23 protein-coding genes are annotated in these 24,475 nt (G+C 60.8%); 13 read left to right on the top strand and 10 right to left on the bottom strand.

Annotation, left to right across the window (positions count from 1 at the left end; all coding sequences use genetic code 11):
* Position 1 precedes the first annotated feature (1 nt).
* From D0Z60_RS05195 to D0Z60_RS05180, 4 genes are all read left to right on the top strand, one after another.
* Positions 2-748, top strand: coding sequence for a CpsD/CapB family tyrosine-protein kinase (locus tag D0Z60_RS05195; RefSeq protein ID WP_118857268.1), 747 nt, complete (start codon positions 2-4; stop codon positions 746-748).
* An 11-nt stretch (positions 749-759) separates the two neighbouring features.
* Positions 760-1,401, top strand: coding sequence for a hypothetical protein (locus D0Z60_RS05190; RefSeq protein WP_118857267.1), 642 nt, complete (start codon positions 760-762; stop codon positions 1,399-1,401).
* A 203-nt stretch (positions 1,402-1,604) separates the two neighbouring features.
* A complete protein-coding gene (locus D0Z60_RS11895; RefSeq protein ID WP_240325549.1) occupies positions 1,605-2,393 on the top strand; it encodes a PEPxxWA-CTERM sorting domain-containing protein in 789 nt (262 codons plus the stop codon).
* 74 nt (positions 2,394-2,467) lie between these two features.
* Positions 2,468-3,199 carry a PEPxxWA-CTERM sorting domain-containing protein gene (locus D0Z60_RS05180; RefSeq protein WP_240325548.1) on the top strand — a complete coding sequence of 244 codons (732 nt, stop codon included), beginning with the start codon at positions 2,468-2,470 and terminating at the stop codon, positions 3,197-3,199.
* A 181-nt stretch (positions 3,200-3,380) separates the two neighbouring features.
* On the opposite strand, the gene D0Z60_RS05175 is transcribed toward D0Z60_RS05180, so the two are convergent.
* Entirely contained in the window at positions 3,381-4,232 is an 852-nt protein-coding gene (locus tag D0Z60_RS05175) for a SurA N-terminal domain-containing protein (protein ID WP_162888092.1), read from the bottom strand.
* A gap of 108 nt (positions 4,233-4,340) precedes the next feature.
* On the opposite strand from D0Z60_RS05175, the gene D0Z60_RS05170 reads away from it, so the two are divergent.
* Entirely contained in the window at positions 4,341-4,586 is a 246-nt protein-coding gene (locus D0Z60_RS05170) for an XrtV sorting system accessory protein (RefSeq protein ID WP_118857264.1), read from the top strand.
* Here the strand turns inward: D0Z60_RS05170 and epsI are convergent, their stop codons facing one another.
* Together epsI and xrtV are read right to left on the bottom strand one after the other, a co-directional pair.
* Positions 4,587-5,279 (bottom strand): exosortase-associated protein EpsI, V-type, encoded by a 693-nt coding sequence (epsI, locus tag D0Z60_RS05165; RefSeq protein WP_118857263.1) that lies wholly within the window; start codon positions 5,277-5,279, stop codon positions 4,587-4,589.
* Complete coding sequence (gene xrtV, locus D0Z60_RS05160) at positions 5,276-6,178, bottom strand: exosortase V (protein ID WP_118857262.1); 903 nt, start codon at positions 6,176-6,178, stop codon at positions 5,276-5,278. The genes epsI and xrtV overlap by 4 nt, the downstream gene beginning before the upstream one ends.
* A gap of 253 nt (positions 6,179-6,431) precedes the next feature.
* On the opposite strand from xrtV, the gene D0Z60_RS05155 reads away from it, so the two are divergent.
* The 8 genes from D0Z60_RS05155 to D0Z60_RS05125 all read left to right on the top strand — a co-directional run bounded on the left by D0Z60_RS05155 (position 6,432) and on the right by D0Z60_RS05125 (position 16,348).
* The gene (locus D0Z60_RS05155; RefSeq protein ID WP_162888090.1) at positions 6,432-7,889 is read left to right on the top strand and encodes an undecaprenyl-phosphate glucose phosphotransferase; all 1,458 of its coding nucleotides are present in this window, start codon (positions 6,432-6,434) and stop codon (positions 7,887-7,889) included.
* Positions 7,886-9,133 (top strand): glycosyltransferase, encoded by a 1,248-nt coding sequence (locus D0Z60_RS05150; protein ID WP_118857260.1) that lies wholly within the window; start codon positions 7,886-7,888, stop codon positions 9,131-9,133. Before D0Z60_RS05155 ends, D0Z60_RS05150 begins: the two co-directional genes overlap by 4 nt.
* The gene (locus D0Z60_RS05145; protein WP_240325547.1) at positions 9,130-10,296 is read left to right on the top strand and encodes a glycosyltransferase family 2 protein; all 1,167 of its coding nucleotides are present in this window, start codon (positions 9,130-9,132) and stop codon (positions 10,294-10,296) included. Before D0Z60_RS05150 ends, D0Z60_RS05145 begins: the two co-directional genes overlap by 4 nt.
* Before the next feature lie 342 nt (positions 10,297-10,638).
* The gene (locus D0Z60_RS12085; protein ID WP_420822777.1) at positions 10,639-10,968 is read left to right on the top strand and encodes a class I SAM-dependent methyltransferase; all 330 of its coding nucleotides are present in this window, start codon (positions 10,639-10,641) and stop codon (positions 10,966-10,968) included.
* Between the two features lie 326 nt (positions 10,969-11,294).
* Complete coding sequence (locus D0Z60_RS11655) at positions 11,295-12,305, top strand: glycosyltransferase family 4 protein (RefSeq protein ID WP_162888088.1); 1,011 nt, start codon at positions 11,295-11,297, stop codon at positions 12,303-12,305.
* A gap of 723 nt (positions 12,306-13,028) precedes the next feature.
* Positions 13,029-13,487: a serine O-acetyltransferase gene (locus D0Z60_RS05135; RefSeq protein WP_118857257.1), complete on the top strand. Its 459-nt coding sequence runs from the start codon at positions 13,029-13,031 to the stop codon at positions 13,485-13,487.
* On the top strand, positions 13,441-14,859 hold the full coding sequence (locus D0Z60_RS05130; RefSeq protein ID WP_205421036.1) for an oligosaccharide flippase family protein: 1,419 nt from the start codon (positions 13,441-13,443) through the stop codon (positions 14,857-14,859). The genes D0Z60_RS05135 and D0Z60_RS05130 overlap by 47 nt, the downstream gene beginning before the upstream one ends.
* Before the next feature lie 31 nt (positions 14,860-14,890).
* Complete coding sequence (locus D0Z60_RS05125; protein WP_118857255.1) at positions 14,891-16,348, top strand: O-antigen ligase family protein; 1,458 nt, start codon at positions 14,891-14,893, stop codon at positions 16,346-16,348.
* Between the two features lie 67 nt (positions 16,349-16,415).
* On the opposite strand, the gene D0Z60_RS05120 is transcribed toward D0Z60_RS05125, so the two are convergent.
* The 7 genes from D0Z60_RS05120 to D0Z60_RS11650 form a co-directional block, all read right to left on the bottom strand.
* Complete coding sequence (locus D0Z60_RS05120) at positions 16,416-17,477, bottom strand: glycosyltransferase 61 family protein (protein ID WP_118857254.1); 1,062 nt, start codon at positions 17,475-17,477, stop codon at positions 16,416-16,418.
* A gap of 45 nt (positions 17,478-17,522) precedes the next feature.
* Positions 17,523-18,731 (bottom strand): glycosyltransferase family 4 protein, encoded by a 1,209-nt coding sequence (locus D0Z60_RS05115; protein WP_118857253.1) that lies wholly within the window; start codon positions 18,729-18,731, stop codon positions 17,523-17,525.
* Between the two features lie 13 nt (positions 18,732-18,744).
* Positions 18,745-19,542: a methyltransferase domain-containing protein gene (locus tag D0Z60_RS05110; RefSeq protein ID WP_118857252.1), complete on the bottom strand. Its 798-nt coding sequence runs from the start codon at positions 19,540-19,542 to the stop codon at positions 18,745-18,747.
* Positions 19,543-19,620: 78 nt separating this feature from the next.
* Positions 19,621-20,571: a glycosyltransferase family 2 protein gene (locus D0Z60_RS05105; RefSeq protein ID WP_118857251.1), complete on the bottom strand. Its 951-nt coding sequence runs from the start codon at positions 20,569-20,571 to the stop codon at positions 19,621-19,623.
* Positions 20,561-21,643 (bottom strand): glycosyltransferase family 2 protein, encoded by a 1,083-nt coding sequence (locus D0Z60_RS05100; protein WP_118857250.1) that lies wholly within the window; start codon positions 21,641-21,643, stop codon positions 20,561-20,563. The genes D0Z60_RS05105 and D0Z60_RS05100 overlap by 11 nt, the downstream gene beginning before the upstream one ends.
* Before the next feature lies 1 nt (position 21,644).
* Complete coding sequence (locus D0Z60_RS05095; protein WP_162888087.1) at positions 21,645-22,451, bottom strand: WecB/TagA/CpsF family glycosyltransferase; 807 nt, start codon at positions 22,449-22,451, stop codon at positions 21,645-21,647.
* A gap of 59 nt (positions 22,452-22,510) precedes the next feature.
* Positions 22,511-24,346 carry a hypothetical protein gene (locus D0Z60_RS11650; RefSeq protein WP_162888086.1) on the bottom strand — a complete coding sequence of 612 codons (1,836 nt, stop codon included), beginning with the start codon at positions 24,344-24,346 and terminating at the stop codon, positions 22,511-22,513.
* Between the last annotated feature and the right edge of the window lie 129 nt (positions 24,347-24,475).

Raw genomic sequence — 24,475 nt, 5'->3', positions numbered from 1 at the left:
CATGACTCCCGTCGAGCCAATCAAGGGACTGATCCCGCCAGTCCCGGTGCAGTCGGACTGGGCCCGCAATTCCCTGACGGCGGCGATCGATCACGCCTTCCTAAAGTCGAACGGCATCTACGCGCTCGATTCCAAGGATCCTCGATCGCGTCCCTTCGTTCAGCTTCGCTCCCAGATTCTCAAGGGTCTCGAGGGTCTTGGCGGAAGGGTGATTGCGGTAACCTCCGCATCGGCCGCGAACGGCAAGTCGCACGTTGCTGCCAATCTCGCCTGTGCCCTGAGCCGAGTTCGCAGCACGACGTTGATCGACCTGCACCTGCGGCGCCCGGTCATCGGAGAACGGTTCGGTCTGACCGCTGACCAGGGGGTCGGCGCCTATCTTGCCGGCGACGAGGCCGACGTCCAGCTCGGCCTGCAGATCGAAGGCGAGAGGCTGACGGTCCACACCTCCGGCCCGGCGATCGACGATTCATCCGATCTCCTGATGTCGCCGCGCCTGGAGCGTTTCTTTGCGCAAATCCACCGTGATCCGGACGAGCCGGTGTGCGTGGTCGATACGCCGCCGGTGCTTGAAAGTGACGATATGACACTTATCGCCCGGCAGGTCGATGGACTGCTGGTCGTGATCGAGGAAGGCCGCACCACCAAGACCCAGATGATCGAGACTTTGCGTTTGCTGGAGGGCGTTCCCATTGTCGGAACGTTGCTCAACAAGGCAATGGATCCGTTGGCGCCGCTCCATCGGTGAGGCCGACGGTGATGCATCGGCTCAGCACGGTGTGCGCGGCGTTGATTGCGCTCGCCGCGGTCGCCGCCTGCGGCGAATCGTCCGGCGATGACCAGCTGGCCCCCCTCGAGCGCGGCGACAGATCCCAAGTGGGACAGCGCTCGCCGGACCGGGGTGGTTGGGGCGAGCGACTGCTTTCTATCGTTCCCGCTCGCAGCGAAACCGGTCTTCCGACCGTGGACTCCCTGCAGCGGGCGCTTGCCCCATGCGGTCCCGGGCAATCACCGTGCAATCTCGCTGCGCGGCCTGGCGATGGGCCGACCGTGAAGGTCACAATGGACGCGACGAGCCAGGGGGTTCGGACGGTGGCGCTTGCCGCCTGTTGCTCGGACCAACCTGACTTTTTTAGTCCGCTTGAGTCGCTGGCGCTCATCCGCACGACCCTGTTCTGCCCGGAGTTGACGATTGCTGCCTCCCAACCGGTCGAGGCATTCCGCGTTTCGGCACCGGGGCGGCGCGACTTCGTATATACCACCGCGACAGAATCGACCCCGGCCGGGCAATCGATCACCTTCACCGCGCACTTCGCAACGATCGAAACCGGCAAGGAATGCAAGGCCATCTCGGCAGGAGCCCGGGCCGGCAATACGGAATTTGCGAAGGCGCAGTTCTGAACCAAAGGTCGGGTCCCAAATCGATACAAATGTTTAATTTCAATTAATTTGTATTGACTCCCGTTAACTTTCTGGCAATTTCCCCGGCGGATGGGGGCGTTTCTGGGTACCCTCGATATTTGAGATTCGGACCGTTTGCGCGGCTCCGGATGAACTGTGTGGATCATGTGTTCGTGTGATTCGCCAGGCGGGGAGTTATTGCGTTGTTGAGTCGCTTCGTCTGCATTGTTGCAATCCTTGCGCTCGGATCCGCACCGGCTTCCGCCGAACTATTGGACTTCACCCAGCAGTCGAAGGCCGGCACGACCAGCTCGCCAATGACGTTCTCGTCAGGCGGCGTTACCGTTGCCTTAAGCGCCTACACTTTTGCCAACGGGGTCAACCCGGCCACGCTTGGCGGGTCGAATATCGGCTCGCCGACCTTCAGCTCCTCGATCCTGAGCTATAGCGACCGTGGAGTCGGCGTCTGCTCGAGCGGAGAAACTGGCGGGCCGCAGGGTAACAGCGAAGGCTGCCCCGAGGTCGACAGTGCCGACGAACAAAGCAAGAAAGTCACCAATTACAACGAAGGCCTGCTGCTGACCTTTACCGGTGCGCCCACGGTCAATCTGCTGGGCACCGTGCTCAATCGGGTCGACCAGTACGACACGCTCGGCATCTACGGCGTCAGCACCCTTGGCAACCTGGCCTTCCTCGGCTTTGCCGGAACGATCATGAACCCTACCAACGGGTTCACGGTGGCGAAGATCGGCAGCAATACCAACACCCAGCACGTGCTGACCTTCACGCCCGCGCTTCAGGGATATTCGCGCTACTTTTTCACGACCACGACCAACAGCAGCCTTCCCACCAGGGGCGACGGGTACCGCCTCGCAGCGATGACGGTCGCGGCCGTGCCTGAGCCGGCCACCTGGGCAATGATGCTGATCGGGTTCGGATTCATTGGAATGCAAATGCGCCGCTCGCGGCGGCGTTTTGCTGTGGCGGTATGACGGGGGATGGCTCCCGTCGGCGCTTTGGAGCTGCACGCAGGGCTGAGCCTGCGCACAGGAGTAGGAGAACAGGCATGAAGACGCGAGTCAGGCACATTGTGCTGGCGGCATCCCTGGCGTTCACGTCGCCGGCGATGGCTGCCACAACACTGAATTTCACCGGCACCACGGCAGTCGTGCCGTCGTATTCCACATCTTCGGGTTCGTTGGGAGTTACTGCTACTGCCTATACGTACACTGGGGCACCTTCTTTACTCGACGGGATGAACCTCTCGTCTCTGACTAGCAGCACGCAGCTGAGCCGCAGTGTGAATGGTATCGGCGTATGCACCGAAGGCGGAAGTGCAGCAGGAACGAGCGGCGAGTGCCCTCAAGTCGATACCAACGGAAGCACCAATGAGGCGCTCCTCCTCAACTTCACGGGAGGGAGCAACATCAGTATCTCCAACGCGGTTCTGAACATCGTCGACTTGGACGATACGCTCGGGATTTACGGTGTGGCGCTCAATGGGACGCTCGATTTTCTCGGCTTTAATAACTTTATTGCCACCGGCGGAGCTGGTTTTACCTCGACGCTGACAAACGCAGGGCTGACGCAATACAGCCTGGTCTTCAATCCCGCCGTCTCGGGGTTCTCCCGGTATTTGTTCACGTCAACGCGCGACACCGCAGATGGGTATCGCCTTCGGTCGCTGACGATCGCCGCGGTCCCTGAGCCCGAGATTTGGGCGATGCTGCTTCTTGGGTTCGGAGCGATCGGTTTCCAGATGCGCCGGCGCAACCAGCTGCGGACGGTCACCGCCTAAGCATTTCGTAGCATGACCCGCGCGATAGAAGTGGGTCGTACTACACGACATCGGCGTCGGCATTCCGCGAGGAGTGCCGGCGCCGAATAGTTTGGGATCTTTCTGGGGTCTCAGCGTGCGCAGGCGGGCGCGGGCAAGCATCGCCCCGTCTTGACGCTAACTGGCGGAACCTGTGCCGAGTCTAGCTGGTCGGTTTTTCAGGCGACTTCGGTCCGAAGCCCGGTTGATAGCTGATTTTCGCCTTCGACTTCAGCTGCGCAACCTGCTTCTCGATGGCCTCGCTGACCCGCCGTTGCTGGAGAATCTGGCTAGCATATTGAATGCGCGCCTCCACCGGGATCGCAGCCGGCTGCTTTTCGCGGATTACACTCGCAAGAACGAGCTGGCCAGTTGAAATAATGAACACTTCGCCTGGCGGAAGACTGTCGATCCGATCCGCCAATTCGCGGGCCACGCTTGTGGTGTCGAAGACGGTCGGCGTGCGCTCGTAGCGGATCGCGGCCTGCTTCAGCAATTCCGCAACCTCGTTAAGCGACTTGGCCCGCTCGAGGAATTTCACGTCATTGGCATTAGCCGGCTGCGGAAAGCGGATCTGCTCGAGGATCATCAGCTTGCGGTTGTCGAAGATCGCCGGATTGTCCTTGATGAACTTCAGCGCCTCCTCACGGCTGGGGGGTTCAATTTTGCTCATCACTTCTTGCTGAGCCATTCCGGCGAGCTCATTTTCCTCGGCCCGTTGGCGCGACAGGATAAATTGGCTGGTCTTATGCAATCCAGCCTCTCGAGCCGCTTTGACCAGCATCTTGCGCGCAATCAGGCGCTGGACGGTTGCTTGCCGCACCGCAGGGTCTTCGGATTCCTTCCCGAGATTGTTAGCAAGCATCTCGCTGTTGAGCTCGGACAAGGTGATTTCTTCACCGTCTACCTCGGCAACCACCTGACCCGATGGCCCCGCTTTGCCTTGATCGCCGCAGCCCGCGACGGCAACGCTCAGAATGATCGCAACAGACGCGCGCAAAAAACTCTTCGACACACAGACCCCCGGGTTACGCGAGCTTGACGCTCTCGCCATATAAATGCGAACTTAGGTTGATAACCCGCGAAACGTCAAAGCTTTTCCGGATTTTCCCAGGGGGTGCGCGTGGAGACTGTATACGATTGGATCACCGTGGCGATTTTTGCCGGGCTGGTCGTGCTTTTCCTGCAGCGCTCCGCCAGCGAGCAACCCGGCGACAGCCTGGTTCACTATCTCTTGGCAGGTGTGGGGCTGGCGTTCGTCAATTACCTCGGCAACGAGGAAAATCATCTTGCTGCGGTGATTGCGCTGGTCGGCGTCCTCGCCTTCATCCAGTGGACTCTACGGCCGCTCGACAGCGCCAAATCCTGACTATTCGGGCCGGCCGATCAAGGCTTGCCGGCCCACCGGAGACGCGTCACGACTTAGTCCGGCCAGAAACTTGCTTAGCAGCGCCCGCGATCTTGCGGCGTCGATATCGATAACCGAAGCTCGTACCAGGATGCCGTCGGTGACGACGCCCTGCAAGCTGTTCTCGATCCGCGCGAGATGCTGGCGGGCCCAGGAAGCCGGAAAGTGCCTGCCCAGCCGAACCCAATACAGCACCTGCTCGGTCCGCTCACCGCGAACGGCAGTGAAGAAAGTCGCAGGCACACTGACACCCGGCGCGACAAGCTGGCTGACGGATTGCCGGTCCCGGATCTCAAATCCGGCGGCAGGATAGCAGAATTCCGGTCGATGAACCTGAAGCGTGTCGCTTTGGGTGCTGCCATAGGCGACCAGCAGCATGATGCCGGGCCGGTCGGGCGCGAGGAAGACGCGACTTACTTCCTGGTCGTAGATACTATCCTTGGCGCCTTCCGCCGGCCGCACGATGCCGCCTTCTTCGGCCTCCACCCAGTCACCGATCCGAGAGGGGAGCTCGCCGCCGAGCGGGCGCTCGACCGGGGTTTGCGTACGCGCCCGCATAGCCAGGCCGGCCGCGCCAACTGCGGTCGCCAGGCTCATCCCGCCGAGGATGATGCTCCGACGAGTCAGCGCCGGGCCGGACACGCGTTCGCTCACCGCCGGGCCCAGCGAGCGCGCACGGGCGCGAGCAAATGGTCGATCACGAACACCGTGCCTAGCGCAATAGCGAACGTGAAGATCCCGGCCGCGTTGTGGAGGAACCCTTGAGCAACGCCGTCGCCGGCGTGATAGGTCAGGAGGATCAGGAGGAGAACCCTGACGAAGTTTGCCAGAATCGCAGCGGGCAGGACGAACAGCAGCAGCAGCATCGCATAGCGCCAGTCGGTGCGGTGCAGCAGATAGATGTAGAGCAAACCAACGGCCGACAGGCTGATCACGGTGTTTAGCCCCGAGCAGGCTTGCGCGACGAGAAGCTCATACGGCCCGACCTGCAGGGTAACTCCGGTATTCGCGATCGGATAGCCGACCGCTTGCAGAAGCTGGGTCGCGGCGTTCGAAATGCCGAGCTTCATCGGCTGGGTCAGCAAAGCCACGACGGTGTCGGGGAGTGGGACCAGAAAAGCGAGATAGAATAAGGGAAACCAGGCGGCCCGCAGCGCGGGCGTGCCGCCGAACGCGAAGACCAGCGCCACGACGCTGAGCATCAGGCCGCCGGTTTCGATTCCGATAACGCCAACCAGTCGCCCAAACAGATAGACCAGCAACGCACTGCCCAGCGCGCCTATTGCAAGCCAAAGGGGAGGGGACTGCGCGGCCTTGGCAAGCTCGGGAGATTGCCGCGCAAGCAACCACAGCCCCGACGCAAGGATGATCGGTCCGTGCGCGCCATCCTCGGTCGACCAGACGATGTTCGCCAGATCGAAGAAGGTCGGTAGCGCCAGCGCGGCGAAGCCCAGCAACAAGATCCAGTGCGGCCCAAGCCAGCGGGCTCGGTCGGCAAGTGATCGCAACGAGGACTGCACGGAGTTGCCCGCGCCGGGGACTGTCGATGACATCAGTGGCCAGCCACCCGGCACGCGGAATCATTTTGGCAGAGCATGCAATCCCCCGCGCAGCTCGCCCTAGGGCCGCTGGCCGCTGTCCAGAAATCAGACCATATCAATTATTTGCTTGTGTTAAAGAGACAATTAAGCAGGGTGCCGGAGTCTGATGTTGATGCGACGACCAGCTCGGGCCGCCGCGATGTACAGACCTGGCGCGCTGTGGGGGCGCGCAAAAGTGGCGGGGTAAATGGGTGGGGTTGCGTCAGTGTCTGGTCTGACGGCCGAGCGATCGTCGGCGCAAGAGGCTAGTGGCATCCGCTTGCCGCTCAGCCTGACGACCGTCGGCTGGTTCTCGCGTGGGCTCGAGCTTGCCGTGGTATTCGTCGCCAGCAGCTTGGCGAGCGAGATTTTCGACTTGCGGGTGGCCGAGGAATTGGCCGCGAATTACGGCCGGCTGACCATGATGGCAGGCGTGATGTACCTCGTCATTTCGGAATCGCTGGCCGCGAACGATGTCGAATCGCAGCTGTCGCTGCGCAAGGCCCTCGGGCGGATCCTGACGGCGTGGATCGTCACCGCTGTCGCGCTCCTCACCGTCGGCTTCCTGCTGAAGGTCACCGAAGACTTCTCCCGCGCCTGGGTCCTAACGTTCGTCGGGCTTGGCGCTGTCGGGCTCGCCTTGACCCGGGCGGCGGTCACTCCGTTGACCCGTCACATGAAGCGGCAGGGTGTGTTCAATCAGCATGTCGCGATCTACGGCGCCGGGCCGCAGGGCTCGCGACTTGCCAACTACATCTTGGGGCACGAGAAGCTCACCTTGACCATTCGCGGCTTCTACGACGACCGCGTGCCTGCCAATGCCCAGACCCACGGCCTCCCAATCCTCGGCGGCTCAAGCCAGCTGATCGAGGACGTTCGTCGCGGGCGGATCGACCAGGTCATTGTCGCCCTGCCGTGGTCGGCCGAACAGCGGCTGCGCGAGATCGTCGAGCAAATCGCGCTCACTCCGGTGCGCATTCGCTTGGCTCCGGACATCGCCGGATTTGTCTTTGCGCAACGCACCGTGGTGCTGCTCGGCGAGGTTCCCGTCGTGACGGTCTTCGAACGCCCCATTTCCGGCTTCGACCAGGCCGTGAAGTGGATCGAGGACCGCCTTCTCGGAACGCTGATCCTGCTGTGTGCGGCCCCGGTGATGGTGGCCGTGGCTCTCGCGATCAAGCTCAACTCGCGCGGGCCGGTGTTCTTCTGCCAGCAGCGCGAAGGCTTCAATAACCGGCCGTTCATGGTGTGGAAATTTCGCACCATGTTCACCGACCGCTGCGAGGCAGTCGACATCGTCCAGGCGCAGCGCGGCGACAGCCGGGTGACGAAGGTCGGCGCCTTCTTACGTCGCACGAGCCTCGACGAATTGCCGCAGCTGTTCAACGTCCTGCTTGGCCAGATGTCGCTGGTCGGGCCGCGGCCGCACGCGGCCTCGACCCGCGCCGGCGGCCGCGTCTTTTCCGAAGTCATCGCACGCTACGCCTCGCGCCATAACGTCCGGCCGGGAATGACCGGCTGGGCCCAGGTCTGCGGCTGGCGCGGCGAAACCCAGACCGAGGAGCAGCTGCAAAAGCGCTTCGAACACGACCTTCACTACATCGAGAATTGGTCGGTCTGGCTCGACCTTTACATCCTCATCCGCACCGTTGCGACGGTAGTCGGGCGGCGGGGGGCCTATTGAACACGCACTTAGATAAGGCTGCACCTAAGCAAGTTGTCGCGTATCTCTCGAACGCGTATCCTAAGGTCAGCCACAGCTTTATTCGACGCGAGATAGCAGCACTTAGCCAGCGCGGCGTAGATATCGTCCGCGTCTCGATCCGTAGGACGAACGAGCCGCTTCCTGACGATGCCGATGCGGCGGAACTCGAGCGAACGATCGTCCTCCTGGATGGTCACCAGGATTTGTTCCGACTGCTCCGAGCGATGGCGCGGGCCGCGTTTACCCGAACCAAGGGGTTCGTCGTGGCCACCCGCGCGACGATCGCAATGGCGCGTATGGGAGGTCCTGGTTTTCTCCGGAACTTGGCATACCTCGCCGAGGCTTGCCGGCTTGCCGAGATCCTGCAGCGGCAGTCAGTTGCTCATGTGCACGCCCACTTTGGTACCAACCCTGCCGCCGTCGCTCGCTTGGCTCGTCTGCTGACGGGAGTTCCATACAGCATCACAGTGCACGGTCCTGACGAGTTTGATTCCCCCTTAACGCTGTCGCTAGCTGAAAAAATCGCCGATTCGGCATTCACTGTCGGCGTCTCGGATTTTGGGCGCAGTCAGTTGATGCGCTGGGCCAAGATAGAGGACTGGGCCCGGATCACTGTCGTCCGCTGTGGTATAGATGACGCCTTCCTCAATGCACCGATGGTTCCAATTCCAGCTCGAAGGAGTTTGGTCTGCGTCGCTCGACTAAGTGGACAAAAAGGCTTGCCGTTGCTGATCGAGGCTGCTCATCGCCTCGCTTTGCAAGAACGGCAATTTGACTTGCGCCTGGTTGGCGATGGCGAGCTCCGGCAGATTCTTGAACACGAAATCCTGGTACGTGGTCTGAGCCAACAGGTGGCGATCACCGGCTGGCTCAGCAACACAGAGGTGCGGAGGGAAATCGAGGCGGCTCGGGCGATGGTGCTGCCGAGCTTTGCCGAAGGGCTGCCGGTTGTCATCATGGAGTCGCTTGCGCTCGGCCGCCCCGTGATTGCGACCGCGATAGCCGGGATTCCTGAGCTGGTCGACCAAAGCTGCGGCTGGGTCGTTCCCGCTGGCTCAGTCGATGCCCTAGCCGAGGCGATGGCCGAGGCGCTCGACGCACCCTTGGAAGACTTGGCAAGGAAAGGCGAGGAAGGTCGACGGCGAGTTGCGCATCGGCACAATATCGACAACAACGCCGCGCAGCTTTTGGCGCACATGCTGCAGGATGGGGATCCCGGTTGACGCTCGCAATCGTCGCAGCAACCCTCCTTGCGATTCCAGCTCTGGTGTTCGCGGTCGAGTGCTTGCTTGGCTTACGACCCCTGCCGCCCTTGCAAATGCCGCCATGCATCGATGCGCCGGCCTTCGCGGTAATAGTCCCGGCGCATGACGAAGCCGATGGAATCGCCGCGACGGTCGCCCACATCCGCGCACAGCTTCGGTCACTCGATTACCTATTAGTGGTTGCCGACAACTGTACGGACGACACGGCAGATCAGGCTCGCCTTGCAGGTGCGCGGGTTATTGAGCGGAATGATCTGGACAACGTGGGCAAGGGCTACGCCTTGGCATTTGGATGCGACGAGCTCGCGAAGTGTCCCCGGAACGTGGTTATCATTATCGACGCCGATTGCCGCATCGCGGTTGGTGGTCTGCAGCGCTTGGCGCTGGAAGCGGCTGTCCGAAGAGTGGCAATACAAGCCGCCTATCTGATGGAGTCGCCCCCCGATACCAACGCACTGGTGGCCATCTCATCGTTTGCTTTTCGAGTTCGAAATGTAGTCCGACAGCGCGGACTGGCGCGCCTAGGCGCCGCGGCCTTGTTGCAGGGGACCGGCATGGCCTTCCCTTGGTCCATGGTGTCGGCCGCTCCACTCGCTACCGATGACATTGTTGAGGACCTCAACCTCGGTATTGCCCTGTTGCAGCAGGGACACCGCATTGGGTGGAGTGAGGCCGTGATCGTGAGCAGCCAACCGGCTAACCGAGAAGCAACGATGACACAACGGACGCGATGGGAACACGGCTCTACATCGTCCGCCCCGGGAAACATCTTAAAACTTGCGCGTGAGGCACTGCGGCAGCGTCGAGTCGACTTGGCAATTCTAGCACTAGACCTCTTGGTTCCTCCCTTAGCGCTGCTATTGGTCGTCACCATCGTATCTTGCGCGCTCGCCGGCATACTCGCTTTGCTCGGGACCGGAATGTGGCCCGTGACGATACTTGGTATGGTGTTAGCCGCGCTTATTCTCACCGTCCTGCTTGCCTGGGTCGCAGAAGGTCAAAGGCTGCTCACATTCAACACGCTTCTCAAGGTGCCGGCGTATGTGCTGTGGAAGCTCCCCATTTATGCACGCCTCCTAGCTGCCCGCCAAAAAACCTGGGTAAGGACCGCGCGGAAATGAGAAGCCTTCAACCGAAAATCGCTCCTTCTATCAAGCGTTCCTGATGATACCCGAAAACCATCCCCTCGAAGCAATTCGTACCACATAGCAAGCCGCTTGTGCGCTTTGTGGGATGCAAGGTGCGGTCGTCCACGCTCGTGTTAAAGACCGCTTTTTCGACGTCCCCGGCAGCTGGAATTTTCGTCGATGTCCTGAGTGCCGATTCCTGTGGCTTGATCCTCAGCCACTGCCGGAAGAACTTACAAAGCTATATCACAATTACTACGCTCACAGCGGCGACACAGGACGTCTACCGTTCCACGGAAGTTCTCTTGCGAAGAGACTGCTTGCTCAACTTATGCCGTGGCGCAAGCATGCCTATCTGACGGCGATTTTCCATTTCGAGGATATGCTTGCTGGATAGCTTCTCGAAATCGGCTGTGGGAGCGGGAACCTACTCGCAAAGGCCGTTGGTTCGGGTTGGCTAGCTCAGCGGTCGACTCTTATGCAAAGGCGGTGGAGCGTGCAAAGCGAATTCCAGGAGTGCACGCCTGGGTTGGTGACCTGTTCGAGCAGAGTTTTCCTAAGGGATCGTTCGACGCAATCGTGATGAATAACGTAATCGAGCATTTGCCTCAGCCGAAAGAGACGCTGGAAAATGCCTTGCCCTGCTTCGAACCGGGGGGAGGCTAGTAGTGGTTACACCGAACTCGGACGCACTTGGCCACAGACTCTTTTGAGCTGACTGGCGCGGCTTGGAGCCTCCCCGTCATCTCATGATTTTCAACCCCGCGAACCTGCGAAATCTCGCGGCGAATGTTGGCTATTCTCCTTTCGCAGCACTTTCTTCGGCGGGGGAGCGGCTGGCACTTCCATCCTAAGACAATCGGGCGCACGGAAGACGGGAGCTATTCTAACTGTGGAGAAGCTTGCGATCTTCGCCCCGGCGTGGGGATTGGCGGGTGGGCAATCTTAGTGGCTCACCGCTGAATCGCAGATCTTTGTAGGACACCCTGTCAATGATGCTATCGAGGTCACCCGTTCAGCGAGTCATCAACATTGGTGAGCTCGTTCCAAAAAGCGATGAGTTCGTTGAGCTTCCCACCGGGGTTCAGCGGGTCGACTTCTCAGGGTTGCCTGAATCGACGCTGGAGCGACTTGTCATAAAGCCGCGGCTCTCGCGTTACCGGGCTGCTGTTGAGGCGGCGTGGGCCGCAAAGGACGCCGCGCTGATTTCGCATCTGCCAGCAATGACCGCCGCAGTCTCGCTAGCGTGCCGCGCGTTCCACCGCACACCCCCTCATCTGGCCTTCTCCTTCAACTTCACTGAACTGCCGGTTGGTCGACGCCGCGATTACTTTCAGGCAGCATTAAAAGAAGTCACTCAATTCTGCGTTTTTTCAGAGTTCGAGCGCAAGCTTTATTCGGATCATTTCAATCTGGACCTCGCCCGGATCAAACGCATCAACTGGACCCAGCATCCGCCTCGCCCTAGCGACCACCCCGCGCCGCTTGCGCGCAGGTCTTACGTGGCGGCCGTTGGTGGGGAAGGCAGAGATTATGCAACATTGTTGAAAGCTGCAAAACTATTGCCTGGTATACCCTTTCTGATTGTGGCGCGGCCTCATAACATTGCTGGCGACCTACCGCCCAATGTTCGATTCATGTGTAACTTGCCACTTGAGCAAACGTGGAGGATTGCAGTCGACTCCACGACTATGGTCGTTCCCCTCAAGTCGAGAACTACCTGCTGCGGGCACATCACACTGGTAGGTTCTCAGCTTCTTGGTCTTCCCGTAGTCACCACTGAATCCGAGGCCACGAGAGAATACACGGAGAGTCCGAGCGTTGCTCAGTGTGCACCGGGCGATTTTACTGCACTCGCTGGATTGATTGAAAAGCGGCACTTGAATTGGAAGGCCGACCACGAAGTTGCGCAGGATCAAGTCGCCTCGTGCTTGGTGCGCTACGACCGTCAGCAATGGGCCGCACTGGTGTCAGACTTTCTCAAACAGCACTCAATTTGGTAGCCCATGACGATTGACCGCTGACACGGAAAATACTGTATATTTCGCGTTAAGGCAGTTCGTGTTGGACGAGGAACTATTGAAAAGGCGGTGCAACTTCTACGCTTCCGCCAACGGAGAGTCGGCTTTCGCCCTCAAAACTGCAGTATATGGCAATGTCCTCTGTCGCGTGCGCCTGCGGGGACAGCATCAAGCTCGCCCCTCCCCCGGAGCGAGACACTTTACAGCCCCCGTCGCAGGGTCGATGCGAGAGGGATGCATGCTGCCCCAGGAGCCATTGGTAACGAGTCGCCAGCGATCGCCCATGGCCAGATTCAAGAAATTTCGTTCTCGCTGTAGTAATTTGCACTGCCCAAGTTGATCCCAAGATTTCGCACACCGGTCTCCCCAGTGGCGCGAACCGCCATCGACCCGGAGACTGACGTGTCACAGTCTTCGTTGGATCGCTTGAGCTGGGCTCGCCGCCGCAAGCGGCGCTGAGTGCGACCAGAAGATTTGCAAAAATGCTCCGAAACGTTTGCAGAGGAGTACTCATCCGTAGGCGCTCCAAAGCCATGCGGTAGCAAGCCTAGCATTTTTTGGGCCGCGCGGACTAAAGAAGGTCGACGCCGCCGGGCAAGTCTCGGGTTGTGGAGTTAAACGGCGAGAATCTAACGCCCGATAGTTTCCGTCTTTTAATGCCTCCGCCCCTTCAACAATTTGCTGACCCTGTGCTAACCATGCCTGATGGAACCTGATTGGTCTCGCGAGGAGCTGCAGCGTTTTTGGGATCCTTCTCGCCAGCTTTTAAAGTCGGTCCGGGGCTATCAAGCGGCCCGGTGGTTCCGCCGCTACTGGGTCCTGCGTCATCGCTTTTGGTCGGTCGTGACTGGAGCCGATATCCCGATCAACTGCCAGATCGGTGGGGGCCTGTTGATGCCGCATCCGAACGGCATCGTAATCCATCCCGAGGCGAAGATTGGCGCCAACTGCCTCATCATGCATCAGGTGACCGTTGGGACGAACCGGAAGCCAGGGGCGCCGACCCTCGGCAGCGGCGTTGACATCGGTCCGGGCACCTACATCCTTGGTCCGGTGACCATCGGCAACGGCGCGGTCATCGGCGCAGGCAGCGTCGTGCTTCGCGATGTTGCCGCCAATGCCGTGGCGTACGGAGTCCCGGCTCAAGAGCGATCTCGATCTTGACCGATCGTTCCAAGCATTTGGTTTCGTGATTTCGGTACCTCGTCTCGCACGGCAGGCAAAGGACGTGCTCGGTCGCGGCACCTCGTTCGTCATCGCCGGCAACATCGTCGTCAATCTGGCGCGGATCGTCAGCACGGTCGCCCTCACCCGCTTGCTGACAGCCGAGGACTTTGGGGTGGTCGGGATTGTTTCCTCGATCCTCTACATCGCGGTGATGCTGTCGGACGTCGGCTTCCAGGCCTACGTCGTCCGCCACGACGAGGGAGAGCAAGCGAGTTTCCTCGACGAAGTATGGACGCTGCGTCTTATTCGCGGGGCCGTTATCGCGGCCGCCATCGCGCTCCTGTCCGCACCTCTTGCCCATCTTTTCGGAAAGCCGGCGCTGCAATTGGTCTTCGCCGTGTCCGGCGCCTATCTGGCGCTCGATGCCTTCACATCCCTGGCGTTCGCTACGGCCGCGCGCTCGGGAATGATTCGCCGCCTGACGCTACTCGACGTTATTCCGCACCTTCTCTCGATCCCGCTGTCGATCGCCCTGGCCTATCGGTGGCGGAGCTATTGGGCGATCATCGCGGCCATGTTCTTTGTGGCGGCGCTGAAGATCTTCCTCAGCTACGCCATGTTTCCGGACGCCGGCCGGCGCTGGCGCCTGAGCGGCGAGCGTGCGCGCGACCTGTGGGCGTTCGGCCGCTACATCGCCGGTTCCAGCATCATCCAGATTCTGCTCAGCCAGATCGACAAGGTCGTGCTTGCCCGCCTCTTCCCGCTGAGCCAGTTCGGCCTTTACTCGCTGGCGACCAATCTCGCCCAGGTCCCGGCCCAGGTCACCGGCAATTATTCCAGCCGGATCCTCTACCCCTTGTTCGCGCGAACCCAGCGGGACGGTCCGGCCCGGATATCGGACGTCTATTACGGCTCCGGCCGTCCGTTGCGCCTGCTCTACATGCTTGCCGCGGGAGGCTTTATCGCCTGCGCCCCGTTGATCATCGAACTGCTCTACGATGATCGCTATCTCGGCGCCGTCCCCTATCTTCAACTGCTCGCGATCGTCGCGCTGTTCAGCTTGCCGGTCTCCATCGCCAGCGACGCCCTGATTGCGGTCGGCGGCGTTCGCCACTTCCTGCGCCTCAATCTGGTGCGCGTGGCATGGCTTGGCATCGCCGGACCTGGACTATACGCTTGGCACGGGCCAATCGGTTTCGTCGTCGCCGTGGTAAGCATGCAGGCGGTCGGCCAGTTCTATTGCTGGTGGGCGCTGGGGCAGGCCCGAATATTGCGTCCGATCAAGGAATTCGCCTTCCTGCTTACCGCCGCCCTAGGCTACGTTGCGGGAAGTACGATCAACGCGGTGGGAACAGGGCTAGTGTCATGACCGCTTACCCTCGCCGCCGTGCGGGCCGGCATTGAGTTTCGCGCTGCTCAAGAATCTTGCGTTCCTCGAAGCGATGATCGCGATTGGCTACGCGATCTTCTACGCTCTGATCGCACGCCCTCTGAAGCGCGAGATAGGGTTCAAACCCTTCATACTGTTCAGCGGGCTCGCCGCGGCCTGTTTCCTCGCGCCCAATCTATGGATTCTCCATTTGGTTTTGATTGGCACGGTTCCATTGCTGGCGAGAACACGGGAACAAATCGGGCTGGTGCTGCTCGTGGCGCTGCTGGCAACTCCCGGTCTAACCTTGGATCTCCGCGCAGGCACGGTGCCAATCTTCGGGCTCGGCGCCCAAGGCTCCCTGGCATTAGGCGCACTTGTCGCAATGCTTCTTCGTCCTGGCAAGTCTCCAAAGTTGCCCTTCATCGTTGATCTTCCCGCGATTCTTGTCCTCATCCTGCTCGTCGTCGTCGGCGCAAGCGATACGTCATTCACCCATTGGCTGCGACAAACCGCTTACATCGGCGTTTCATGGGGTCTTTCCTACTACGTCGTCACGCGGACGCTTGTGACGCCGGAACGCATCCATCGGGCGTGCATCTGGCTGACGGCGGCTGCCTCCATGCTCTCGGTCGTCGTACTCTACGAACGGGCAAGTTTCTGGCCTCTCTATGCGGCGCTGAATGACAAATACGGCATCGTTCGAGGGCCGCTCGAGCTGATCGTGAAGATGCGGGAAGGCCTGTTGCGTGCCGAGGGACCGATGGGTGAAGCGACCGCCATGGGGTTCGTCCTGGTAATCGGCCTGGCCGCCGCCTTCGTTTCACATCGGGCCTTCCGCAGCCGGATGGCATATTGGGCAATCATCGGGCTGATCGGCTTCGGTCTCCAAGCGCCCCAATCCCGTGGTGGCTGGCTCGGCGCCGCGGTAGCAATTGTCGCGATGATGGTTTTCCGCCTTCGCAGGGCAGGCGCCATCAGCTTGAGTTTGGCCGTCCTGGGTGTTGGGGCACTCGTTTACAGCCTTCTCAGCCGGGGCGGCACCGGCAGCGCATCGGATGGCAGCGTCGATTATCGCGCCCAACTTTGGCGGCGAGGCCTGGAAGAATTTCGCGAGCGACCGTTGCTTGGCGACAGCTATCGCGACGTCGTCGCCCAGATGTCAGATCTCATCCAGGGCGAAGGAATTGTCGATTTCGTTAACAGCTACCTGTATTTTGCGTTGCTCGTCGGCTCCGTTGGTCTTGTCATGTTCGTTGCATTTTTCGTGATACCGTCAGCTCGAATATGGCTCGCCCGACAGAATCTGGAGCGAGGCAGCCTGGAATTGGATGCGGCCGCCTTTTGCTTTGGGACGATAGCCTCGGCAGCAGTCATGTTCGCGCTCACATCGTTCATCCCACGCGCCGCGCTGCTGGTGATGATCGCGGCTGGGCTTGCTGGGATTATTGCAATCAAACGCGGACGGTCCCTTCCCAGCGATATCTAATGGGATCCTGCCGGACGATTGCGCTGCTGAACTCGGACACTGGCGCAACGGGGACGGGGGCAGGGGCCTAACGCAATGCGCAATCAACCAAGTCGAGCGTTCTCATTAGGCGCTCAGGCGCAAGTTCGAATCCGTTTTCGCGTTCCTGAGCCACCACGTAAGCGAAACGAACGCCAGATACGTCGGTAAGCAACTTATGGAAAAAGTTGGCGCCGTGCGGCGGTTCGATGACGACCAGAGCAGCGCCCTTTGGAAGAGCAAACTGGGCATGGTTGAGATGAGACCCTTCCTGTGAAACTGCAATCCTGGCCGAAGCCAGCGAATGAGCGATCTCAGTCGGGTCCATTTCCTCGGGGTGAATGACGGCAAAGCCATTTTGCTCGAGATGTCCCTTTATCTGACCTTCATTTATCAAGCTACGGTTAGCGCCGCGTCTGCCGCGGGCAAGGAATACATGCGATGGCCCGCCGGACGACGTTGTCGCGCGAAGACGGTCGCGCAATTCAAGAAAGCGCCTGCTCCAGCCGGAGTTAAGCCCTCGGTCATCTACAATCCACAGATTGCGGACCCTAGCCGTCGAAGTGGTGAAGCCGGGAAGGGCGAAGAGCGTTCGATATCCTGCCTGATGCATCCATGGTTCGTAAGTGAAGCTCAGCGGGACCAGCCCCCGCTCGTGGGCGAGCAATTCCATGCACATCGCATCCCGAATCCAATGGCCGAAAAAGATGTTGCAAGCGATGTGAGTACAGAGTTGCGCGTTCTCGATCTCATCATAGTCGTCAATTACAAGGGCCCGCTTGTGCCCGTGTGGACGACATATCCAATGACGCCCGCCTGCGTACACGGTATTGTCCGCGAGTATCGCGTCATCATAACGAAAGGCGAGTGTTGGGCCGTGCTCAGTTCTCTCTCCGTAGAGCCATTGCCTTTGAAGTCCCAGTGTACCCTTGGTGAGCGCTTCACTAATCAGATCGAATTCGCCGGGTAACGAAAGTGGAACGATCGCACGATTCGTCCCATTAGGAGATAACTCAACCGTCTGGTCAGCGCGTGCGAAGATATCATTCTCGCCGCTAATGCGCGATCGCAAACGCGATGTAAGCGGAGCAATGCTAATGAGTTTCGACATCAGATCCTGTAGTCAGCTAACGGAAGAATGGAGTGAGATAAAGCCTTAGACGGTGTATCGGCGTAGGCTATTCGTCGTGATCCGATCAGCGTAACTTTGCGAAGCGAGCGAGTGATTTAAAATCCATTTTCGTTGATCAGGGTCGTCGGAGATCCATGCTTCGATCAGGTCGGCCCAGCGAACGGGGAGTTGAAGACCTTGCCACGCCTCGGCAGAATTGGCGGAAAGGTGCTCATAAAGCGAGTCGTCTTGCGACAGTTCTCTGATTGCCGAAGCCAGCATTTGTACATTTGACGCCGGGAATATTAATGCGGAAGTGCGATGGTTAAGAGCTCCAATAAACATGGGATGATCGGATGCAATGATAGGCGTGTGTGTCGAAAGCGCTTCGTAAATCGTCAAAGGCAAGCCCTCTGGATACTCATGCCTTGAAGGAATAACGACACAGTCCGCCTCTCGCATAGCACTCGGAATTTCGTCATTTGCGCGTCGACCCAAAAACTGCACTACATCTGCGATACCAAGTTTGACCGCTTTAGCTTGCATTTTACTGCCGCAGTCTTCGCCGATTACTGTAAGTAAAACCGACAATTTCTGCGCCTTTAATGCCGCTACGGCATGGAGCAAATCTTCGACACCTTTTGCTGGGGAAACCGAGCCAACGTAGATCAAACGGAAAGCGCAGTCGCGACGCCTTCTACGCGGCGTGAAGTCTGCCGGGCGATGTGACGGGGGCCAGTCCCACGGCACGATTTTGCTTGGCTTGACGCCTATCCTTGACAGGGAGACTGACGCATTTATTCCGTGATTGGCTACGAATTCCACTGCGCGTCCGTTGAGCGACTTCGCCAAACGCCGATATCGCAGCATGGCGCGCCACGTCCGTTGCTCGAAAGAATCGGCCAACACGGCTAGTAGACGTATGTCACGAGCGTTCGCCCACCGAACAATCGGCAGGATCGGCGTCGTTAGAATAAGGCGATCCGGACGGGTGCGGGCGACAGCGTCAAGCAAGTCTCGCGCTTCAAGACGCGAAGACATTGCAAGACCAATCGCTCGGACGCCGTTTCCCTGTATCTCATCATACTCACCATCAGACATAGCGCAAATCACAGAGATTTCAGCAGATCGCGAAAGTGACCCCACAAAATCAACTGAATAGCGCTGGGCTTGATAAGTCTCTTTCCCTCCTGCTGTCAGCCGAGCATAAGCTTCGCGATAATCGCCAGCATATTGAATGAATGTTAGGCGCATCAGCTTACCATTGCTAAACGAGACGCCCCACTTGGGGTCTCGATTTCCTAGCCACCGCCACCAACTCCTCCTTCCATTTGTCCCGCAGCCGCAGCGGTGCCGTCAACCGGCGCGCCATTCGCGCGAATGGGAAGTGCCCGGACTGGCCGAGCTGATCGTGGGCCAGGGTCACCACTTCCAGCCCGGCCCGCTCGATCTGCCAGCGCAGATGGTCGGCCGAATATTCCAGCTGATGCCCCAGCTCCTGCCCCGGATCGGGAGAAAGAAAACGGTCGAACACGTCTCGCCCGGCCACCATCCGGGCAAGGTTGCGCAGCCTGAAGAGGTTGGGCGTGGTGATCAGGATCAATCCCCCCAGTTTGAGCCAAATGGCGATTTTGGACAGCACCACATAGCCCGGTTGCGGCATATGCTCGATCACCTCAAGCAGCGCGATGACATCGAAGCGCTGCCGGAAGTCGGCCGGGTCGTCTTTCAGCAGGTTACACAGCACGAACGGCAGCCCGGCCCGCGTCACCGACTCGCTATAGTCGCTTGAAACGTCGCCAACCGTCGCCTCGTCCTTGAATATCCTGTTTGCCAGGATGGCGAGTTGCCCGCCACCAACCTGAAGGATCGTCGCCGGGTGCGCAATATCGAGAGCGTCGAAATAGCGGAGGGTTTGCCAATAACGTTCGCGCGCGCGCTCGTAATAATCGCCGGCTTCAAAAATTCCGGCGTCCAAAATCAACCGGTCGTAATTCCGGTCGAATTGTTGCCGAAGCGCACGGTCGTGCGTCCCGTTGACCTGATCGCTGCGACCTTCAACCATGTGAGACTTCGTCCCGACCAACGCGATTTTATCCACTCTGATTCTTCGAGCGATTAGGGAATTCGACCCTGCCCAATCCTAGCGTCCATCACTCTTGCTGCGTACCGAAGCGTGCACCTTTTTATGCTCGATCAGTGCAGGTCGACTCCCGCGCAGGCGATGCATCAGGAAGCTGGCCTGCCCGAGAAAGTTTGGCAACTTGCCCACGACAATATGCGTCGCATACAGCGCTCCGCGTTTGCGCGACACCCGTATCCACAGCAGCGGCCACAGCAGCCATGCCGGGGGCAGCGCCCAAAGCAGATTGCTCCACACTTTGCGCCTCAGCCGGGGCACCTGCGAGCCGCGCCGACGATAAGCTTCCAGGTCCGCATAACCGCTCCGGCGCGCGCGCTGCCACCATTGACCAATGCGATGCATGGCGGCGTCGTGGAGCGCCATCTCGGTGTCGAGGCGGATGATCCGCCAGCCGGCCTGACGCAGCCGAAAGCAGAGGTCGGGCTCTTCGCCGGCGATCAAATCCTCGGCGAAGCCCGTGCTCGTTGCAAAAGCATCGGCGCGCATCATGGCGATACCGCCGCACGCCTCGATTTCCCCGACCGGCGTATCCCATTCCATGTCGCACAGCCGGTTGTAGGGGGACGCTTCGGGATAGCGTTCGCGGAGGCGCCCACACGCGACTGCGACATCCGGTTGCTCGGCAAGAAACGCGCTGGCGGCGGCCATCCAGCCCTCGCGAAGTTCGCAATCCCCATCGATGAATTGTACATGGCGGGTTGCCGGAGCCAAATCGATAATCCGTTTGAAGCCGGCATTCCTGCCGCGGGCAGCCGTGAAGGGGCCGGCGGTGTCGAGTTCGACTACGTCCACTCCCAATCCACGTGCCAACTCGACACTGCCGTCGCTGGATCCGGAGTCGACGTAGACGACCAGGTCGGCGCCATGGATTACCGATCGCAGGCAGGTCTCGAGCCGTTCGCCCTCGTTGCGGCCGATGACAACCGCTCCGATGCGCGTTTCAGCCGTCACGGCGCGCGCCCATCCAAGCCGGAGGCAGGTCCACCGGCGCGTCCCAAGGGACGGGGCCACCGCTTCGATCCGCCCGGCGCGGCAAGCCCAACCGGAGCTGGTCGCCGATCTCGTGCTTCACCGGCTGTGCGTCGCGCGCCAGACCGATTGATCGCCGCGCCCGCCATAGCGCGTGACCGATAGCCCATGCGGCGGTAGCTACCGCGGCGCGAACCGCGCCGTGGCTTCGCAGGAAATACAGCCGCCGCGACTCATACCAATATGCCGGCTTGCGCGGCAGCGGTTGGTGCCGGGTGACGCCGTCGTAGACTCCGGTCGCTGCCCCGCCGACATGGCGCACCCGGCTGCGGGGCTCGTGCACGATCTTCCAGCCCGCTTCCGCCATCCGCCGCATCATCTCAAGCTCCTCGTGATAGAGGAAGAAACCGTCGTCAAAGAGCCCAATCTGACGCAGCGCCTCGGCGCGCAGCATCACGCTGGCCCCGGTCACCCAGTCGACGTAGGTTCGCTCGGCCGTCACCGGCATTGCCACCGGCGGCAATCCCAGCACGCGCTCGATTGCCCCGGTCCGCGCGCCCCGGGCGAATTCGCCGCGCAGGCTCGGGAAGCGGAAAGCGCTACCGCTCGGGCTGCCGTCGGGCTCCAGCAACTGGCTGCCAACTGCTCCGGCCTGCGGCTCGTCCAGCATCGCCTGGCGCAGGGCCACCACGGCACTCGGCTCGATCTCCGTATCGGGATTGAGCAAGTGGATGAATTCGGGCGGGTCGGGTCGCGCCAGCAGCCGCAGCATCGCCTGGTTATTGGCCCAGCCGAAGCCGCCGTTGATCGGCAGCGCCAGCACCTTCACCCATTGGGAGAACCCGGCCTCCACAGCGAAGGCGGCAAGCTTCTCGGCTGAATCATCACCCGATCCGCCATCGACGATGATCACTTCAAGATCCGCCAGCGCTCTCCGCTCGCCGGCCAGCGCCCGGATCGATTGGATGGCGAGCTCGGGGGTGCGATAATTGACCATCACCACCGCGACCCTGGCTTGCGCAGCCGTGAGGAGAGGCTCCGCCTTCACCGGCATGTCAGGTCACGCTCTGCCCACGGCTTCGTCGATCGGCCGCGATCGCCCGAGCAAAGCCGAAAGAGTCGACGAAATAGCGCTTGAACAGCCGCTTCGGTTCGCTGCCCACGCGCCAAAGCCATTCGAGCCCCGCGCGACGCATCCAGCGCGGCGCTCGGCGCTTGAGCCCGGTGACAAATTCGACTGCCGCACCGATGCATAGCACATTGACGTCGCCGATGTCGGCGGCGTGGCGGCAGGTCCAGATTTCGGACTTGGGCGCGCCCACTGCAAGCACCAGATAAGTTGCGTTGAACGCCTTGATCCGCGCCGCCAGGGAAGCGCTCGCGGCTGCGTCATTCTGAAAGCCGAACGGCGGGATGTCGAACGCCAGTTCGTCGCGCGCAAAGCCCTGGCGACAGAGCAGCTCGGTCATGGCCGCAACGACGTCCGGCGAGCTGACGACGAAGAACAGGCGGTGCACACCGGGGCGGAACATCGGCACCAGAGTGGCGAACAAGTCCGCCCCGGGCACCCGCTCGGGCACGCGGACGCCCGCTAGCCTGGCGTAGGCAAACACCGGTGCGCCATCGATCGTCACCCGCCATGCCGATCGATAGGCGTCGCGGAACGCGGGGTTTATCCTGAGGTTGACCACATGGTCGAGGTTCATGGTCGCAACCAGCCGCGCACCGGAGCCGCGCGGGATGGGCGCGAGCAGTTCGGCCACCAGCTCGCGTTCGGCAACGACCGAAATCTCGACCCCGAACAGCGGACGATTCGCGCGTACCGGTTCGCTCACCTGCCGGACCTCGCTCGCCTTCGTCATCAATACGCACCACCCACTGTCGGAACTTGCATGCGCCGGACCCGCCAGCGCAGCCACGCCTATGACTTGGCCACCGGTTTGAGAAGGGGCTCGCGGGCAGGCGGGCGCTCCCTTGTGACCGGTTTCGCACCGCTCAACGCGATCATCTGCAACAAGGCCCGGTAGCGCGGCGAGCTCGGCTGATCGATGGCCTCGAGTGCTGACCAGCTCCCCCATCGCGACGGCTTGCCGACAATCCCGAAATTCATGAACAGCTTGCCGCCCGCGACCTGGAACGCGCGGTAATTGGCCAGCTCGATGGCGTAGATCTCGGGCCGTCGCTGCACGGCAATCATGAAATCGGTGTAGGCCTGATTGCTGGCCTGGCTGTCCGGCGTCCGCTCGCCATAGCCGCTTTCGTAGGTCACGAGGTCGAGACCATACTCCTTGGCGCGCTGCGCATGATAGAGATACAGCGGCTTTGCCCTTGCCTCGATGTCCTTGCGGATCGCGCGCAAGGCCGAGGCATATCCGCCGTCAGGCTCACCCCACCAACCCATCACCCTGCCCACGTTTGCAGGTTCGGAAATGCCAGCGCCGTAATAGCCGGTGATGGCATAGTCGTCGAAATAGTCAGCCGCGCGGATCGCCTTCCCGTCTCGCCCTTTCCAATTCGGCGTGAGCAGGCCAGGCGTTTCGAGCCCCTTGTACATCTGCTGTGTATTATAGACGATCCGCACCCGGTTACGACCGCCATTGCCGGTGGCGGGCTCGCCGAAGGTACGGTTCCAGATGCTGCCGACCTCCGCGGCGCGCTGGCCATACCATTCCATCCAGTGGCCGCGGGGTCCCCATTTGTCCTTCGCGCGTGCCTCGGCATATTTCGACTGAACGAAGGCCCAGTTCCACACCTCATTGGACAGTTCGACACGGATTAACGCGCCAAGCCTGAGCCGCGCCCGAACGAGTTGGGCAAAGTTTCGGACGTAGTCGTCGCTCGCATTGATCGGCATGTTGAACCAGGGGTTGGCTCCCGTCCGGTTGGCCAGCTCGACCATTGCTTCGGCAGGCACGCCGCGATCCCAATGTGAGTCCGACATCTCGGGGCGATTGGCCCAATCGAGCGGCAACGGGGACGCGACGTCAAATCCTCCCGGCGTCCGCCATTTGAGTGCGATGCCGTCCGCCCGATAGAGCGAATTGGTCATCATCCAGTCCATGAACCGGAAGGTGCTGAACGGCGTGATGACTCTCAGGAAATCGGGGTTGAAGATTTCGCCGCGCTCAAGCAGCGCAAGTCGGTCCTCGCGAACGATCCGGATGTTGCGGATGTAGTTGCCGGTCCTGTTCGGATCGGTCGACGTGATCACGAGGTGCAACGCCCCTTTATCAGCCGCCTGGACAACGACCCTGCCACGCTTGCGATCGCTCGACAGGGTCCGCGTGCCTTGGCCTTCCATCCCGCCGATGGTGCCTTCACCTTCATACAGAATGACGTAGCGTGCGCGTGGCGGGGCGGCGCTTCCCGCATCGCGCAACACCGCCAGACCGGCCGCACGGTGCGTCAGTGGGCCCTTTGTCGGGAGTGACCGGACCCAGCCATGCTCATCGAGGTCGAGCGGTTCCCCGCTGTCCCATTGATGCGGCGGTTGTGCAATCCATCGGCTCGAGCTTTTCATCAGGTCGAGGAACGGCGTCGCGGTGGACCAATAGGCCAACGGGTCAAGGTTGGTGCCGACTCGTGGCGGCGGATTGCTGGGATCTTCGGCCGGGCCGGCGCCGAGCCTGAGGGACAGAGCCGCAATCGGCCCGAGCTGGCTCCGGGACAATTTGTCGCCGAGTCCGGATTTCTGGGCCAGGATCGCACCGCCGGCGATCACCAGCGCACCGATTACGCTCAGAAGCTTCCAACGCATTGCCATTCATGCCCCGTGCCACTGGCGCCGCTTGCAAAGCCTATGCGCAAGGGGGAAGAAAGCCAGCAGAATCGGGCGCGGCCCTTTTCTGCAAGACGGGAGCAAGATGTTATGCGTGGGATCGGATGA

Source organism: Sphingomonas mesophila, from assembly GCF_003499275.1.
Classification (GTDB): domain Bacteria; phylum Pseudomonadota; class Alphaproteobacteria; order Sphingomonadales; family Sphingomonadaceae; genus Sphingomicrobium; species Sphingomicrobium mesophilum.
The sequence above is the reverse complement of the archived record's forward strand: the minus strand, read 5'-3'. Positions and strand labels throughout refer to the sequence as shown.

Coding starts and splice junctions, on each gene's coding strand:
- D0Z60_RS05115 (WP_118857253.1), bottom strand. CDS start 18,731: ATGCGCCTAACATTCATTCAATATGCTGGCGATTATCGCGAAGCTTAT.
- D0Z60_RS05195 (WP_118857268.1), top strand. CDS start 2: ATGACTCCCGTCGAGCCAATCAAGGGACTGATCCCGCCAGTCCCGGTG.
- D0Z60_RS05120 (WP_118857254.1), bottom strand. CDS start 17,477: ATGTCGAAACTCATTAGCATTGCTCCGCTTACATCGCGTTTGCGATCG.
- D0Z60_RS05110 (WP_118857252.1), bottom strand. CDS start 19,542: ATGGTTGAAGGTCGCAGCGATCAGGTCAACGGGACGCACGACCGTGCG.
- D0Z60_RS05135 (WP_118857257.1), top strand. CDS start 13,029: ATGGAACCTGATTGGTCTCGCGAGGAGCTGCAGCGTTTTTGGGATCCT.
- D0Z60_RS05095 (WP_162888087.1), bottom strand. CDS start 22,451: ATGACGAAGGCGAGCGAGGTCCGGCAGGTGAGCGAACCGGTACGCGCG.
- D0Z60_RS05180 (WP_240325548.1), top strand. CDS start 2,468: ATGAAGACGCGAGTCAGGCACATTGTGCTGGCGGCATCCCTGGCGTTC.
- D0Z60_RS05130 (WP_205421036.1), top strand. CDS start 13,441: ATGCCGTGGCGTACGGAGTCCCGGCTCAAGAGCGATCTCGATCTTGAC.
- xrtV (WP_118857262.1), bottom strand. CDS start 6,178: ATGTCATCGACAGTCCCCGGCGCGGGCAACTCCGTGCAGTCCTCGTTG.
- D0Z60_RS11655 (WP_162888088.1), top strand. CDS start 11,295: ATGATGCTATCGAGGTCACCCGTTCAGCGAGTCATCAACATTGGTGAG.
- D0Z60_RS05190 (WP_118857267.1), top strand. CDS start 760: ATGCATCGGCTCAGCACGGTGTGCGCGGCGTTGATTGCGCTCGCCGCG.
- D0Z60_RS11650 (WP_162888086.1), bottom strand. CDS start 24,346: ATGCGTTGGAAGCTTCTGAGCGTAATCGGTGCGCTGGTGATCGCCGGC.
- D0Z60_RS05100 (WP_118857250.1), bottom strand. CDS start 21,643: ATGCCGGTGAAGGCGGAGCCTCTCCTCACGGCTGCGCAAGCCAGGGTC.